The 15,095-nt window shown below is 57.2% G+C and carries 15 protein-coding genes and 1 other RNA gene; 7 read left to right on the forward strand and 9 right to left on the reverse strand.

Annotated elements, in window-relative coordinates; translation table 11 throughout:
• Positions 1 to 6 precede the first annotated feature (6 nt).
• On the reverse strand, positions 7 to 612 hold the full coding sequence (locus tag A6F69_RS05675; protein ID WP_067602578.1) for a LemA family protein: 606 nt from the start codon (positions 610 to 612) through the stop codon (positions 7 to 9).
• Between the two features lie 155 nt (positions 613 to 767).
• Here A6F69_RS05675 and mscL point away from each other — a divergent pair, with 155 nt between their 5' ends.
• From mscL to A6F69_RS05705, 6 genes are all read left to right on the forward strand, one after another.
• A complete protein-coding gene (gene mscL, locus A6F69_RS05680; protein WP_067602581.1) occupies positions 768 to 1,199 on the forward strand; it encodes a large conductance mechanosensitive channel protein MscL in 432 nt (143 codons plus the stop codon).
• Between the two features lie 137 nt (positions 1,200 to 1,336).
• Complete coding sequence (locus A6F69_RS05685; RefSeq protein WP_067598492.1) at positions 1,337 to 2,026, forward strand: CPBP family intramembrane glutamic endopeptidase; 690 nt, start codon at positions 1,337 to 1,339, stop codon at positions 2,024 to 2,026.
• Positions 2,027 to 2,370: a transfer-messenger RNA gene (gene ssrA / locus A6F69_RS05690) on the forward strand.
• A 218-nt stretch (positions 2,371 to 2,588) separates the two neighbouring features.
• On the forward strand, positions 2,589 to 2,846 hold the full coding sequence (locus A6F69_RS05695) for a hypothetical protein (RefSeq protein WP_144573753.1): 258 nt from the start codon (positions 2,589 to 2,591) through the stop codon (positions 2,844 to 2,846).
• A 99-nt stretch (positions 2,847 to 2,945) separates the two neighbouring features.
• Positions 2,946 to 4,181 carry a parallel beta-helix domain-containing protein gene (locus A6F69_RS05700; RefSeq protein ID WP_067598498.1) on the forward strand — a complete coding sequence of 412 codons (1,236 nt, stop codon included), beginning with the start codon at positions 2,946 to 2,948 and terminating at the stop codon, positions 4,179 to 4,181.
• The gene (locus A6F69_RS05705; RefSeq protein ID WP_083984704.1) at positions 4,178 to 5,338 is read left to right on the forward strand and encodes an SO2930 family diheme c-type cytochrome; all 1,161 of its coding nucleotides are present in this window, start codon (positions 4,178 to 4,180) and stop codon (positions 5,336 to 5,338) included. Before A6F69_RS05700 ends, A6F69_RS05705 begins: the two co-directional genes overlap by 4 nt.
• Before the next feature lie 3 nt (positions 5,339 to 5,341).
• On the opposite strand, the gene A6F69_RS05710 is transcribed toward A6F69_RS05705, so the two are convergent.
• The 4 genes from A6F69_RS05710 to A6F69_RS05725 form a co-directional block, all read right to left on the reverse strand.
• A complete protein-coding gene (locus A6F69_RS05710) occupies positions 5,342 to 5,596 on the reverse strand; it encodes a hypothetical protein (protein WP_067598501.1) in 255 nt (84 codons plus the stop codon).
• An 85-nt stretch (positions 5,597 to 5,681) separates the two neighbouring features.
• Positions 5,682 to 6,935, reverse strand: coding sequence for an N-succinylarginine dihydrolase (locus A6F69_RS05715; RefSeq protein ID WP_067598504.1), 1,254 nt, complete (start codon positions 6,933 to 6,935; stop codon positions 5,682 to 5,684).
• Positions 6,932 to 7,948 (reverse strand): arginine N-succinyltransferase, encoded by a 1,017-nt coding sequence (locus A6F69_RS05720; protein WP_067598507.1) that lies wholly within the window; start codon positions 7,946 to 7,948, stop codon positions 6,932 to 6,934. The genes A6F69_RS05715 and A6F69_RS05720 overlap by 4 nt, the downstream gene beginning before the upstream one ends.
• On the reverse strand, positions 7,945 to 9,099 hold the full coding sequence (locus A6F69_RS05725; RefSeq protein ID WP_425388079.1) for a hydrolase: 1,155 nt from the start codon (positions 9,097 to 9,099) through the stop codon (positions 7,945 to 7,947). The genes A6F69_RS05720 and A6F69_RS05725 overlap by 4 nt, the downstream gene beginning before the upstream one ends.
• A gap of 211 nt (positions 9,100 to 9,310) precedes the next feature.
• Between A6F69_RS05725 and A6F69_RS05730 the strand changes: the two genes are divergently transcribed.
• Positions 9,311 to 11,407, forward strand: coding sequence for a malate synthase G (locus A6F69_RS05730; RefSeq protein ID WP_067598510.1), 2,097 nt, complete (start codon positions 9,311 to 9,313; stop codon positions 11,405 to 11,407).
• A 6-nt stretch (positions 11,408 to 11,413) separates the two neighbouring features.
• Here A6F69_RS05730 and A6F69_RS12940 read toward each other — a convergent pair whose 3' ends face one another.
• The 4 genes from A6F69_RS12940 to A6F69_RS05750 all read right to left on the reverse strand — a co-directional run bounded on the left by A6F69_RS12940 (position 11,414) and on the right by A6F69_RS05750 (position 15,064).
• A complete protein-coding gene (locus A6F69_RS12940) occupies positions 11,414 to 11,860 on the reverse strand; it encodes a PilZ domain-containing protein (protein WP_169816556.1) in 447 nt (148 codons plus the stop codon).
• A gap of 87 nt (positions 11,861 to 11,947) precedes the next feature.
• Entirely contained in the window at positions 11,948 to 12,769 is an 822-nt protein-coding gene (gene rsmA / locus A6F69_RS05740; RefSeq protein WP_144573766.1) for a 16S rRNA (adenine(1518)-N(6)/adenine(1519)-N(6))-dimethyltransferase RsmA, read from the reverse strand.
• Positions 12,762 to 13,781 (reverse strand): 4-hydroxythreonine-4-phosphate dehydrogenase PdxA, encoded by a 1,020-nt coding sequence (pdxA, locus tag A6F69_RS05745; RefSeq protein WP_067598519.1) that lies wholly within the window; start codon positions 13,779 to 13,781, stop codon positions 12,762 to 12,764. The genes rsmA and pdxA overlap by 8 nt, the downstream gene beginning before the upstream one ends.
• Positions 13,778 to 15,064: a peptidylprolyl isomerase gene (locus tag A6F69_RS05750; protein ID WP_245638302.1), complete on the reverse strand. Its 1,287-nt coding sequence runs from the start codon at positions 15,062 to 15,064 to the stop codon at positions 13,778 to 13,780. The genes pdxA and A6F69_RS05750 overlap by 4 nt, the downstream gene beginning before the upstream one ends.
• Between the last annotated feature and the right edge of the window lie 31 nt (positions 15,065 to 15,095).

The following is a 15,095-nucleotide window of genomic DNA, read 5'->3' on the forward strand; positions in this document are numbered from 1 at the left end:
TTCGGCTTAGTTCGATGTCATGTCGATTTCAGGAGCGACTTCAGCGCCTTCGGTAACCGCAGTGTACGGCTCCAATGGATCGGCCCCGTGAATGATGTTCGCTCCGATAATGTCGGGGAAGGTGCGGATCGTAGTGTTATACTGCCGAACGGCTTCGTTGTAGTCGCGAATAGCCACCGCGATGCGATTTTCCGTGCCTTCAAGTTGGCTTTGCAATGCAATGAAGTTCTGGTTCGATTGAATGGTGGGATACGCTTCAAAGCTTGCCAGCAAACGGCCTAAACCCTGACTCAGTTGGCCTTGTGCCGCAGCAAATTCCTGCATCTTGCTGGCATCGCCCAGATCGTCAGTAGAAATATTGACGCTAGTCGCGCGCGCGCGCGCTTCGGTTACTTCGGTCAAAATGGCGCGTTCGTTTTCAGCCGCACCTTGGGTAACTTCAACCAAATTGGGGATCAGGTTCGCACGGCGTTGATACTGTGCCTCCACATCAGCCCATTTGGCCTTGGCGTTCTCTTCGGCGGTTGGAACCGAGTTAATGCCGCAAGCAGACAAGGACAGCGCAAGACCTGCCGCCAGCGCCAGATTGCGGACAGTAGATACCAATGTCATAGAAAATCCCTCAAGAATAAGCGCCATTAGGGCGCAAGGTGACCTGTGTTACTTATGTAGGTCACTCTTGTGGAAATTCAAGGACTACGCGGGCTTGGCAATTGCTTGTCATAATGCGAGACCGCTTTGTCTTCATGGGGATTGGAGGAGTTGTAATGTTTTCGGAATTCAAGGAATTCATTGCCAAGGGCAATGTCATGCAGCTGGCCGTTGCGGTCATCATCGGCGGCGCATTTGCGACCATTGTGAAGTCAATGACTGATGAATTGATCATGCCGATTGTTGGTGCGATTTTCGGGAATGTCGACTTCAGCGACAAGTACACTGTTCTGTCCAGCGACGTTGATGTTGCGGGAATGAGTTTGGAAGCTGCGCGCGAAGCAGGCGCCAATGTGTTGGCCTGGGGCAGCTTTATTTCAGCTGTGATCAACTTCCTGATCCTGGCGTTCATCATCTTCATGCTGGTGCGCTATGCGAACAAGGCCATGGCGCAGTTCGAAAAGAAGGAAGAGGAAGCACCGGCAGAACCCGCAGGTCCGAGCGAGATCGATCTGCTGACCGAAATCCGCGACGCGTTGAAGAAATGATCCTGTGTGCCCGGCGCCAGATCGGTCGCCGGGTCACTCATCTGGTTCAAACGCTGCGGACTGGTCGTTTGTCGTGCGCATATGCGTGTTCGCATAGTGGCTGAGGCGTGCCCGACCACCTCGCCTAAGGCAGGCACATGACAAATATCGCAAACCCTCTCGCGAACGCATCGCGATCTGGCGCATTGCTTGATCTGGCTGTTGTCCTTGTCGTGTTGGTTGGAGTGAAGCAGAGCCTGCTTCCTTATACCATTGTGTACGCCGGGCCGGCCTCGACCTTCACTGCGATGTTGGTGGCCACTTTACTGCTTCACCGGCGCGGTTTCGGCTGGAGCGATCTGGGGCTGCGCTGGCCGGAAAGCTGGCTTAGGACAGCCGGGCTTACTGCAGCGATCTTTGCAGTGTTTCTGATAGTCGCAGGTGGCGGACAGGCAGTTGTGGGACAGTTTTTTCCGGACATCGGTGCAAGCGGCCGGTTTGATTTCGTCAAAGGCAATCTGGCCGGCTATCTGACCATCATGGCGCTGGTCTGGACCCACGGTTCATTCTTCGAAGAACTGCTGTTTCGCGCGTTCATTATTACGAAGGGCGAGGCTGCACTGGGTGGAATTCGAGCGGCCAGCCTCACTGCGGTGGTGCTTGCCGCAATTTTCTTTGGCTATCGGCATTACTATTATCAGGGGATGCATGGCGCGATCGTGACCGGCCTGATCGGATTGCTGTTCGGATTGATCTATATCTGGATCGGACGCCGTAACATTTTACCGCTGGTGTTTGCGCATGGCATCGCAAACTCGATTGCGCAGACATCGCGCTTTTTAAGCTGATCACTTCCCATTAAGGTGAAAGCGCTTATATGGAAGATGTCGGTTTCGGCCGACTATGGCGATAAAGTGCGCTGTGCAATAGGCACAAGGGACCCGGGGGCAGTACCCGGCGGCTCCACCATAACCCCCTGATTACAGGGGTTTTTGACGGGGCCGAACCAGGATCGACCTGTGTTGAAAGACAGTGTTTTTGCCCGGGCTGAGTAACCCGTAAAACTGTTCAAAACACACAAGTGCCAATGATAATGAAGCACTCGCTGTTGCAGCGTAATTTTACGGCCTAACGGCCTGAATTTACTAAGCTAAAGCGCGGTTGGACCCACCGGGCAACAGAAGCGGATTCCGGGGGCCCGGGGGGGCCTAGCAACAGAACCCCCCACCTTTCCTGACGGCTGTGAAATGGCTGATTTGGTCTACGCCGTGCGGCGGTCCTGCCCACCCCAAAAGACGCACGAAAGCGGGGCCTAGCAAAAGAGCCCGCCACCTTTCCTGTTACTCATTCGCCTTGACTGCGATGCCAATATCTGGCGCAAAGATGACGTTACATCGCCGGGAGGGGCAAATGAAGTTTCATCTCAAGTCCGTGGTTATCGCATTGCCAATCGTCGCCTTGGCGGCATGTACTGCGCCCGAAGAGGATATGAATGCCGCAGAAGCGGTCGACACAATGGCGGGTGAAGTTGGACAACAGGAAACCTCTGAAGGCGCATTCGAGGTTTGTGACGAAAACGGTAATCGTTACCCTTCCGAAGATGCGGCAAAGGCAGAAGGGCTTGAAGAAGCGCAGTACGGCGCGACTTACTGCCAATATTTTGACTAGGCTCCAGGATCAGCAGTCTCTTGCCAATTGCCTGGATCTGTACCAGTTTCCATCCGGGTTCGATGGCGCTCGCTGTTGGCTAGAGCGCGGGGAGAGGACATGAAAAAGATACTGATAATGATGGCTCTATCGGCTGCGCTTGCTGCTTGTTCCGCGCAGGAATCGGCCGATGAAATGCCGCTCGGCGATCCGGGCTATGAAGAAGAGCTCATGGCGCAATTGCTCGATGCGCAACCGGGCGACGTCATCACCATTCCTGAAGGCAAGTTTCCAATCACGCGCAGCCTTAGCCTGACAGTTGATGGCGTGACCATCCGCGGGGCAGGGATGGACAAGTCTATCCTGTCGTTCAAGGGGCAGGTAGCGGGCGCCGAGGGGCTGCTGGTGACGGCATCCGATTTCACAATCGAAGGCCTGGCGATCGAAGACACGATAGGTGACGCGCTGAAGATCAGCGAAGGCAACAATATCGTGATCCGCGGTGTGCGCACCGAATGGACCGATGGCTATAAGACTGAAAACGGCGCTTATGGAATCTATCCGGTGCAAACGACCAACGTGCTGATGGAGGACAATGTTGCCATCGGCGCGTCCGATGCTGGGATCTATGTCGGCCAGTCCGCTAATGTCATCGTGCGGCGCAATCGTGCCGAGTATAATGTGGCTGGTATCGAGATCGAGAACACGGTCGATGCTGACGTTTACGAGAACGTGGCTACCAACAACACTGGTGGTATCCTGGTGTTCAATATGCCTAATTTGCCACAAGTGGGTGAGCGCACGCGCGTGTTCAACAACACGGTGGTAGACAACAATACTGAGAATTTCGGCCACGAAGGCACGCCTGTGGCGAGTGTGCCAGCTGGCTCTGGCATCGTGATCACTTCTAATGACAAGGTTGAAGTCTTCGATAACGAAATCAGAAACAACCAGACAGCCAACATCATCATTTCAAGCGTCTATTCAACCAATTACGCGGGAATGAGCGCGCAGCCGAATTACGACGCCTACCCGGAAGGCATCTTCATCTACGGCAATACGCTGGAAGGGGGCGGAGATTCGCCCGACGGTTTAGACTTGAAGACTCTCAAGACGCTGATGTTCGGGATTAACGGCAGCTTCCCTGACGTGCTGTGGGACGGATACGTCAATCCTGACAAGCTGGTTGATGGCAAGCTGCCGGAAGATCAGCGGATCTGCATCGACAATGGCGATGCGGGGATCATCAATGTCGATGGTCCCAATGACTTCGCCAATCCGAATACCGAGGATGCGGACCACAAATGCACTCTACCCAAGCTGCCTGCGGTCGAGCTGGAGAGCGCCGACGCATGATTCAGTCCATGCGCGTTGTATTGTTCGCGGCTGCGGCTGGCGGAGCGTTGGCGCTGTCTGCATGCGGAGAGATCACGCAGAGTGCGCCGGAAGTGGCGACATCGACAGTGCCGGTTTTCCACGCCGAGGGGCGACCTGAGAAGTTGAGCGAGTGGAACTTGCTGCGGGTTGCGAATGGCGGTCTCGCACTAAACGACCGCGTAACACCCTATGATCTCAATTCCGCGCTGTTTACCGATTACGCGCATAAGCTGCGCACCGTCTGGCTACCCGTTGGCGAAGCGGCGAAGTACGATGGCGAAGAGACGTTTGACTTCCCTGTCGGGACCGTCATCTCGAAAACATTCTACTATCCGCGAAATGGTGATGCCGTGCTGTTGGCTGAAGACACAACGGCAGAGCGCTTGAACGCCGGTTTTGCGCTTAGCGATGTTCGGCTGATTGAGACGCGGCTGCTGATCCACCGTGAAGAGGGTTGGGTGGCTTTGCCCTATGTCTGGAATGCGGAGCAAACCGACGCCGTCCTGAAACGCACAGGCGACGCTCAGCAGTTAACGTTGCTAAACGACGACGGCGCGTCGCAGGATTTCACCTACATCGTGCCCAATGCAAACCAATGCGCCGGGTGTCACGCGACCAATGCGACGACGCGCGAAGTCATGCCGATTGGTCCGAAGGCGCGGCACCTAAATCGCGAGTTTGCTTATGCTGATGGTGAGGCCAACCAGCTGGAGCAGTGGAACAAGCTGGGCCTGCTAACCGGTGCGCCTGAGGCTAGCGAAGCCCCGCGCAATGCGGTGTGGAACGATGCTAGCTTGAGCGTCGAAACCCGCGCGCGGGCCTATCTCGATATCAACTGCGCGCATTGCCACAACCGTGTAGGCCCTGCCGATACGTCCGGCTTGCTGTTGGAACACAATGCGCCTGTCGGGCCATCGCTGGGGCTGTGCAAGCCGCCTATCGCGGCAGGCAAAGGCACTGGCGGACGAGTGTTCGGCATTGTGCCGGGCAAGGCCGATCAATCGATTTTCACCTACCGGATGGAGTCAACCGATCCTTCGATCATGATGCCGGAACTGGGCCGCGCACTCTCGCACGAAGAAGGCACGCGGCTGATCGCGGACTGGATCGCAGCGATGGATGGTAGCTGCGCTTAAACGCTATTCCTGAGCCGCAGCTTCTGCAGCTCTCGCAGCGCGTTTTTCGTCTTCATAGCGGATCGCGTCGAGGATCTTTGCGCCGCCCAGAAAAACGGCGCCTGCGGTCGCTGCCCACAACAGATATCCGCCGAAGCCGGGATATTCTAAAGTGTAATGAACGCCGCGTGTCATTGCACCAAGCGCCAGCGCATAGATGATCAGATACGCTTCCCAGCGTGTCTTGATCACAAACAACCGGCCAATCTTGCGCAGCATGCAGAACCTTTCGTTTCACCAGCGCGAGGCTGCGACTGGTTAATGAAAGGTTATCCTATGGATAGCGGCTACGCTGTAAAGCGCGTTAACCCAATTCGGTAAGATCAAGCGCATCCAGAAGTGCATAACGTGCCGATCTGACACTGTTTTTCAGTGTGTCACTGCCCAAATCAGCGGGATCGATTTGATCGGGCCAATTTGCCGCAATAACCGACTCGAGCAGATCGGCCTTGGCTTCATTGAGCATGAAGCGCGGGTTGACCGTTGTCGGGTCGCACACCACTCGCAGCCGCAAACACGCGGGTCCGCCGCCATTGGCCATCGATTGACGCACATCGACCGGGATGACTTCGCGGATGGGGCCGTTGCCGGCCATCATAGCCTCGCACCAGCTCCACACCGCTTTGCTCTCGCGGCATTCCTCCGGCACGATCAACGCCATTCCGCCGTCTGGCAGAGTGAGCAATTGTGCGTTGAACAGGTAAGTCTTGATCGCTTCGGCAAGGCTCACTGCGCTATCGGGCACTTCCACCACTTGCAGCGATGGAAAGGCTGCGCGCATCGCATCGTAGGCGCCTTGGCGATCAGCGAAAGCAAGCTCGTGCGCGAACACCACAGATTCATTGGCGACCGCCACGACATCATTGTGGAACGCACCAGCCTCAATCGCGGCCGGGTTCTGCTCGATAAAGACGGCGCGTGCGGGATCTAGCCCGTGCAGCCTCGCCACCGCGCGGCTGGCCTGTTCATGCTGGCGCGCAGGGAATTTGCCGCCCGGGCGCCCATAGACGAACACCTCCACACCCGCTTCGCCATGTTTCTCGCAAAGGCGCATATGGTTCGCTGCACCTTCATCACCGAACGTTGGTGGCACGGCGTCATGGACTGTGAAGTGGTTCGCATCGCCAAAGGCAATGTCGAGCTGCGCCTTGGTATCGGGCCATTCCTGGCCGCGATGGAGCATTGTCACAAGGTTGGCCGGGGTCAGGTGGCATTTGCCGTCGGCTGTATCCGCAGCCGGGCTGATCGTTGCCGCATTGGCCGTCCACATACTGCTGGCAGACCATGCCGCGGCGAGCAGCGCTCGCTCGGCAGTCTCGTCAACCGCCAGTGACCGGAGCAAGCCATCATTGGGGCGGGGCAGGGGAAGCAAGAATCCCTGCACACCCAGTCGCGCCAAGTTTCCGCGCATCTTGGCCACACCTTGAAGCGCCGCCGCACGCGGATAAGATGCGTCGCCCTTGTGGCTCGCGCTGGCGATATTGCCCAGGCTGAGGCCAGCATAATTGTGCGAGGGGCCAACGATCCCGTCAAAATTGATCTCGACGTGATGGCTCATCGCGCCACGCTCCAAACCTTGTCGCCCGCTTTCACGTCCAGCACATCGGCGGCTTGCGCATCGATGGAGATCGTGCCGTCTTCGTTGAGTGCACGTGCGCCATAGCAGGCACGGAAGTTACTGAGCTTGCCGGTCGCCAAAATTGCGCGTTCACCCTCGGGCAGATTGATATCGGCGATCTGGCGTTGCTCGCTCTCTTTCACGCTCTTGATGTCATCGGTGCGTGCGATCATCGTAGGGCCACCGTCGAAGATATCGACATAGCCTTCATACCGTAGCCCTTCGTTTTCCAGCATCCGCATGGCTGCACGGCCGGTCGGGTGCGGCACGCCGATCACGTTGCGCGCATCGTCGTTAAGCATCGCGACATAGACCGGGTGCTTGGGCATCAAATCGGCGATGAACTGATTGCCGTTGATCGCGTTGAAATAGTCAGCTTCTGCAAAGCCCATGCCGAAAAATCGGCCAGCGACTCCATCCCAAAAGGGTGAGCCGCCGCGTTCATCAATGATCCCGCGCAATTCGGCCAAGGTGCGCTCTGCAAATCGCGCCCTATGCATGGCGATAAAGAGATAGCGGCTGCGTGCAAGCAGCAGACCAAGCCCTCCGGCACGCTCATTCGGGTGCAGGAACAGCCCGCCGACTTCGCTTGAGCCCTCTAGATCGGTAACAAGGCTGAGCAACTCTGCCCGGACGGTACGGTCCAGTTCTTGCGAGTACTGTGTCAGCGTGTTCAATCGGTATGAGTAGAATGGCCATTGTTGGCCGACTTGCGTCATCAGTTGGCACGTGCCGCGGATCGCGCCAGTTTGCGCGTTCTCCAGCACCAGCACGAATTGTTCGTCGGCGATTTCGTCTTCATCTCGTGCAAAGGCTTCGCTGGCGCGGTCGAGCTTTGCGCCCAGAGCGGCACGATCGGGCGGGAGATTGGTAAATCCGCCCCCGGTTAGCTTCGCCATTTCGTATAGCGGCTCAAGGTCATCGGCGCGCGCGGCGCGCAAGCGGAAAGTCAATGCAATTCTCCGTTCGCAATACGGCTGATCACCAGCGCGCTGAGCGCTGCGCGCTCGACCAGACTTGGCACAATCAGAAATTCATCCGGGCTGTGGATCGCCCCTCCGCGCACACCCATAGTATCGACCACGGGGACGCCGCAAGCTGCGATATTGTTGCCATCGCAAACACCGCCGGTTGACTGCCATTTGATGGTTTGACCCAGTTCTTCGCCGCACGCTTTGACGAGGTCGAACAGAGCTTGCGCGCGGACATCAACCGGCTTGGGTGGTCGAGTCACGCCCCCGTGTCGATGGATGCCTACCTCGTGATCGTTTTCAATTGAAGCTAAGACACCAGCAAGATCTCGGTCGAACCCTTCCATCGCTTCGGTAGACTTGGGCCGGATGTTGAAGCGCAGCACAGCATGATCGGGCACGACATTGTTAGCTGCGCCTCCTTCCAGCTTGGCCGGATTGATCGTGATATCCTCTCGCTCCATGTCCTTGAGGCGCAGGATCAGATCAGCCGCCGCGACAATCGCGTTGCGGCCTTCATGCGGATTGCGGCCAGCATGCGCGCTCTTGCCGGTGAATGTGATCGAGTAATTGCCTGTGCCGCCGCGTGCATGCGCCAAAGTGCCATCGGGCAATGCGGCTGGCTCATAGGTCAATGCGGCGAGCTTGCCTTGAGCCAGCTCCGCAATCAGTGCCGACGACGCGAGCGATCCTGTCTCTTCGTCAGAATTGATCAGAACATCGTAGCCCAGCGATCCAATCGTTCCGCTGGCTTCCGCAGCCAGCAACGCATGCAGCATGACAGCGATCCCGCCTTTCATGTCCGCGACGCCTGGACCATTCAACGTTTCATCATCAAGCCATGTTTGACCCTGAAAGGCGTGATCGGCCGGAAAGACCGTGTCCATATGGCCGGTGAAGAGCAATCGTCGATTGGCCGTGGGGCGTACGCGCAGCACCATGTGCTGGCCATGCGGCTTTTCGAATTCGTTGCCCGCAGCATCAATCGCGGTCACGGTTGCCGGATCGACCAATTCGACCTCTCCAGGCAAAACGGAGAAAGCATCGGCCAATGCGTCAGCCTGTTTGGCGAGACCGTCTAGATTAGCAGTACCGGTGTTGGTTGAGCTCCAATCTTGAACCTGCTGAAGCATCACGGCGGCATCGATCTGATGTTTTAGAGCAGCAGCGGTGGCGGATTGATTTTGTTGCATATGAAACCGCTCTAGCCGTGCCGTAACGTCAGGCCAAGCCGTGTCTTCGGTTATCGCCAGCGCGCGGTTGCAATTGGTCTGAGCATTGGCCATAGGCGCGTTCGTCCTCCTCCCCAGGACACGATCACTCTATCGCGTTTATGAGGACCAAATGACCGATCATGTTTCCCGCGCTGGCGTTTCGATTGACGCGAAGCTTGCGACCTTCCTTGAATCCGAAGTGCTGACGCCGCTTGGCCGCGACGTTGATGCTTTTTGGCAGGGATTTGCCACGCTGCTGGAGATATTCGCACCGCGCAATGAAGCTCTGCTGCTGAAGCGTGAGGACCTGCAGGCCACGATCGATAGCTGGCATAAAGAGCATGCAGGGCAGCCGCACAACCCCGCCGAGTATAAGGCGTTTCTGGAGCGGATCGGGTATCTGGTTCCCGAGCCGGGTGACTTCACCATCGGCACTGAAAATGTCGATGCAGAGATTGCCACCATGGCGGGCCCGCAGCTGGTGGTGCCGGTGCTTAATGCACGCTTCCTTTTGAACGCCGCCAATGCGCGCTGGGGCAGCCTGTATGACGCATTCTATGGCACCGATGCGCTTGACGCGCCACCAGCCCGCCCGGGTGGTTATGATGAGGAACGCGGCGCGGCGGTGATCAAGAGCGGACGCGAATTCCTCGACGAAGCGCTTCCTCTGGTTGATCAGAGCTGGGCAGATCTTGCCGATGAGAACGACGGCAAGCTGCAGGATGAAAGCCAGTATGTCGGCAAGACTGAAAAGGGCTTGCTGTTCGTAAACAATGGCTTGCACATCGAAGTTGAGTTCGACCGTGAACATCCTGTCGGCAAGACTGACAAGGCAGGCATCGCTGACATCATTTGCGAGAGCGCGCTGACTACCATTTGCGATTGCGAGGATTCGGTCGCTGCTGTCGACGCCGAAGACAAGCTGCTCGCTTACACCAATTGGCTTGGCGTCATTCGAGGCGACCTGCAGGAAAGCTTTGAAAAAGGCGGCACCACTCTCACGCGCAAGTTGGCTGGAGACAAGGCGTACACGGATCGCGAAGGCAATGCGCAAAGCCTTGCAGGCCGCAGCCTGCTGTTCGTGCGCAATGTCGGCCATTTGATGACCAATCCGGCGATCATCCTTCCCAACGGCCGCGAAGTGCCTGAAGGCATTATGGATGCGGTCTTCACCAGCGCGATCGGCACGCTCGATGTTGAAGGGCACGCCAAATACGGCAACTCAAAGCACGGCAGCATCTATATCGTGAAGCCCAAGATGCACGGGCCGGAAGAATGTGCTTTCACCAATGACCTGTTCGATGCAGTGGAAGATCTGCTGGGCCTCAAACGCCACACGATAAAGGTCGGCGTGATGGACGAGGAGCGCCGCACCAGCGCGAACCTTGGCGCGTGTATCGAAGCGGTGAAAGACCGCGTGGTCTTCATCAACACCGGCTTCCTCGATCGCACGGGCGACGAGATCCACACCTCGATGCAGGCTGGCCCGATGATCCGCAAGGCGGAGATGAAGACCAGCAAGTGGCTGACGGCCTATGAAAAGCGCAATGTTGCAATCGGCCTCAAACATGGTCTTTCGGGCCGCGCGCAAATCGGCAAGGGGATGTGGCCTGCGCCCGATCTGATGAAACAGATGATGGTGGAGAAGATCGGCCATCTCAAAGCGGGCGCGAACACCGCTTGGGTCCCATCTCCGACGGCTGCGACGCTCCACGCGCTTCATTACCATCAGTGCGATATCTTTGCTGAGCAACCCAACGTTACTGAAGTGCCGCCGCTCGACGATTTGCTGGCAATTCCTCTGGCAGAAGGCACCAATTGGTCCGAAGACGAACTGCGCGAGGAGCTCGATAACAATGCGCAGGGCCTATTGGGCTATGTTGTGCGCTGGATCGACCAGGGTGTGGGTTGTTCGAAGGTGCCCGACATCAACGACGTAGGCTTGATGGAAGACCGCGCGACGCTTCGCATCAGCTCACAGCATATGGCGAACTGGCTGCACCACGGCGTTGTGACCAAGGATCAAGTTATGGATAGCCTGCGCCGGATGGCGGCCAAGGTCGATGCGCAGAACGCCGGCGATCCACTCTACACACCCTTGGTAGGTAACGAGGATGGCGAAGCTTTCCGTGCGGCCTGCGATCTGGTGTTCAAAGGTGTCGAGCAGCCTTCTGGTTATACCGAGCCATTACTGCACCAATGGCGATTGGAGAAGAAGGCGGGGTGACGAGGTTCAGGCAGAGCTGCTGCTGGCAACCTGCCGCCGGGAAATAATTCCGCTGCCGGATGGATGCGCTGATACCAGCAATCCGCTCCGCTTGCGGCCCATCTGAATGTTTCCAGCATTTGCGACAGGCCCGGCCTGTTTTACGCGTGAGCCAGCGATCGCCATCAACCGGTTCGCTCCGAGGCAACGCTCGAACTGAATTCCGCAAGCTGTATCGCTTGTCCAGATGACCTTGCAGAAGATTTCTTCGTCGCCCAGCACAAGCCAGCCTGTAACGCCTTCTTTGGGGACATTGTCTGCCTCCAGTTTGGCGCCATTATCTGAAATATTTGCCATCCGACAGGGTCGGTCGCCCGTTACCGTGCGCAAAATTGCCGGAATATCAATTGTAAAGCGGGCGGAGCGTCGGCGCTCCGTCGCTGCGGCCTGCTGCCGCGATTCGAGGAAACTCATTGCGTATCGGGCTCCCGTCCATTTTCTCAACGAGCTTTCTTGTGCGAAAATGAATGACGCCAGGTTGGCGCACATGTTTAATTGAAATTAACCAATTGCGCGGGCGAGCGCGACAAATTCGCTGACGCTGACCGTTTCTGCTCGGCGCGTTGACTCAATCCCTACCTTCTCCAATGCCTCAAGTGCTCCTGATACGGATTTAAGGCTTTGACGAAGCATTTTGCGGCGCTGTCCGAAGGCGGCTTCGGTCAAACGCTCCAATGTGCGGGCATTAACACCCTCAGGCGCTGTTTCGGGGGTCACATGGACGACCGCACTCATCACCTTCGGTGGCGGGGTAAAAGCGCTTCGATGTACCTTCATCGCCAGTTTGGCTCGGCAGCGCCACTGCGCCAGAACGGCTAGCCGTCCGTAGGCGCCGCTGCCTTCCTTGGCGGCGATCCGCTGTGCGACCTCCAGCTGGAACATCAAGGTCAGTGACTGCCATTGCGGGGGCCATCGGTCACTGGTCAGCCAATTTACGAACAAGGCGGTGCCGACATTGTAGGGAAGGTTTGCGACAACATGAAACGGTATACCTTCCATGAGATCACCATGATTGAGCTTCATGGCATCGCCTTCGACTACCGTCAGCTTGCCAGGATAGAATTCGCTAAGCTCGGCAAGCGCGGGTAAACAACGACTATCCATCTCAATCGCGGTAACTTGCGCACCTGCCTTAAGTAGCGCGCGGGTCAATCCCCCGGGACCGGGACCAATTTCGAGCACGCGCTGCCCTTTAAGGTCGCCCGGAATGGCTGCAATGCGGTCCAGCAGCTGCGCATCAAACAGGAAATTCTGACCCAGAGCTTTGGAAGCGCTGAGGCCGTGTTTGGCGATAACCTCGCGCAATGGAGGCAGATCACGCACCATGGTTGCGCCGCTCCGCCATTTCCCCCGCCATGCGGATCGCGGCGATCATTGCGCCGGGATTGGCGATCCCCTGTCCCGCGATATCGAACGCGGTACCATGATCGGGCGAGGTGCGGATAATCGGCAGGCCAAGCGTGACATTGACGCCCTGATCAAAGTCGAGGGTCTTGACCGGAATCAACGCTTGATCGTGATACATGCATAGCGCCACATCGAACCCATCGCGGCTGTGCGGGCTGAATAAAGCGTCCGCGGGATGAGGCCCGGTTGCATCGATACCTTCATTGACGAGCTGCCTGATGGCAGGGGCGATGATATCCTGATCTTCGCTGCCGAATTTGCCGTCTTCACCAGCATGTGGGTTCAAGCCTGTAACTGCAAGGCGTGGTTTTTCGACACCGAAATACCTTTGAAGCGCTGCGGCGACAATGCGACCGCGCGAGGCAATCAGGTCAACGCTGAGCAAACCGGGCACTTCGGCAAGGGAGCAATGCACTGTCAGCGGAACTGCGCGAAGGTTTGGTCCTGCGAGCATCATGACCGAAGCATCTGCTGGCAAGCCGCACGCAACGGCTAGAAATTCGGTCTGGCCGGGCTGTTCAAATCCCACGGCTTCGAGAAGCTTCTTTGCAATCGGAGCGGTCACTACAGCACTTGCCTCACCATTCACCGCTAAATGCGTGGCCTGGGTCAGAGATTGAAGGGCAAGCTGTGCACCATCGATGTCAGGCGAGCCGGGTCGATAGCTGACATCGGAATCGCCAAGCACAGCCAGAGCCGAATTGCATACCGTTGAGGCTTCACCAATCGAACCAATTTCTGCGATGGGGCAGCCGACGCCCAGCTTGGCCGCTGCTCCGCGTAAAATATCGGCACCGCTTGTCACCGCGAACGGTGGCAGGCCTGCCTCCGCACGCATAAGCCAGGCGCGGACGATGATTTCAGGGCCAATCCCTGCTGGATCACCCAGCGATATTGCAATCGGAGGTGGCTTACCGGCGTTGCTCAATTGTAGTCGATGTAGGCGTCATTGCGCAGATCGCGAAGGTAGCGCTGAGCGCGCTTGTTGATCCGCTCATCTTCCAGTTGAGTCATCATCTGGTCGAACGATGGTCCGCCAACAACCTCTGGATCATCACGACCACAAAGCATCAGAACGCGAACGCCTTCCTCAATCGAACCGAACGGCGGCGTTGATTGCCCGACCTGTAGGTTCAGCACGATATTCTGAAGCTGTTCAGGCAGAGAACGGGCGCGGATCTGGTCATTTGTGACTACTGACGCGCCCAGTGAACCGGCTACCGCATCAGCATCGCCGCAGCCGCGCATATTCTGCACGCCGGTGGCAAAAGTCTGAACCTGCTGCGCGGCAATCTCTTCAGTGATGCCCGGCGCGAAGTTAATAGATATCTGCTTCAGGCTAAGCACTGCATCACGCGGGTCGGCCATTAGGACCTGACGCTTGTCGATTAGATAAAGAATTGAGAAACCGCCCGGGATCTCTATCGGGCCTGCCAGCTGTCCGGCTTGCATGCCAGCCGCAACGCTGGCTAGTTCAGGCGGTAATTGCCCGAGCCTTACGAAGCCAAGATCGCCTCCAACTGCCGCAGTGGAAGCCTGCGAGAATTGACGGGCATAGGCAACAAAACTGCCGCCTTCGCGCAGCTGCTGCATGATCTGTTGTCCATTCTCTAGAACTGCGTTGCGGTTCTCTGGCGTTGCAGCAAGGAAGATCTCACCGAGACGATATTCTTCCGTGCCGCGCGATTCCTCCATCCTTTTGAGGACTTCGTTCACTTCCTCTTCGGACACGTTGACAAAGGGCGAAATGTTTCGGCGCAGCAGGTTTGACCAGGCGAGTTCGCCTTCGATCTGACGCTTGAGCGAAGCCGGCGACGACCCGATAGAGATCAGGTAATCGTCCATCGCACTTGGATCCTGGCCAAAGTTTTGCGCTGCCAGCGTGTTATAGCGATCGTCGACCTCGGCGCGCGTCACCTCGATTTCCTGGGCTGCGGCAGCCTGAATCTGCAGTGTCTCGTCAATCAGATTGCGCAGAACCTGCATCTGCAAACGCCTGAGCTCTTCTTCGGTCAGCTGATTGTTAGACGCCGACGTGACCAATGCGACCCGCTGATCGACATCGGTGCCCGTGATGACATGCCCGTTAACGATGGCCGTCGCGGTACGGACATTGGGGTTTGCTTCGCCCAGTAGAGATATATTTGCTGGTATACCCAGCGGATCATCTGCGGCTGGCGCATTCTGCGCATTTGCTGCAGTTGGGATCATTGCAAACGCAATGAATGAAAAAAGACAATTT

Source organism: Altererythrobacter ishigakiensis, from assembly GCF_001663155.1.
GTDB classification, from domain to species: domain Bacteria; phylum Pseudomonadota; class Alphaproteobacteria; order Sphingomonadales; family Sphingomonadaceae; genus Erythrobacter; species Erythrobacter ishigakiensis.